The sequence below is a fragment of the Neisseria sp. P0009.S008 genome, assembly GCF_051958615.1.
GTDB classification, from domain to species: domain Bacteria; phylum Pseudomonadota; class Gammaproteobacteria; order Burkholderiales; family Neisseriaceae; genus Neisseria; species Neisseria subflava.
The window spans coordinates 1-279 of the sequence record NZ_JBQCVG010000056.1 but is presented as its reverse complement, the minus strand read 5'-3'; the positions used below and the strand labels follow the sequence as shown (position 1 = coordinate 279).

2 pseudogenes are annotated in these 279 nt (G+C 48.0%); both read left to right on the top strand.

Annotated features, from left to right (window positions below):
• A pseudogene (locus tag ACTHSQ_RS11230) lies at positions 1–137 on the top strand (anthranilate synthase); the annotation flags it as partial.
• A 43-nt stretch (positions 138–180) separates the two neighbouring features.
• Positions 181–279: pseudogene (locus ACTHSQ_RS11225) on the top strand (RNA 2'-phosphotransferase); the annotation flags it as partial.

Here is a 279-nt window from a genome sequence, read left to right as displayed (position 1 = left end):
ACAATACCCTCTTCGGCCAAAGCGGCGCAGGCGTAGTTGCCGACGCCGACCCAACCTCCGCATGGCAGGAAACCCAAAACAAAGCCCGCGCAGTAATACGCGCAGCGCCAATGGTGCAAGAAGGGTTGGATAAATAATTTTCAGACGGCCTGCGCTCTGAAATGACTAAACCACAAGATTATGATACTAAACGAAAAACAACTAAAATCCATCAGCAAAGTCCTCAGCTTTATCTTGCGCCATCATCCTGAGCAAATCGGTATTACTTTGGATAAAGAC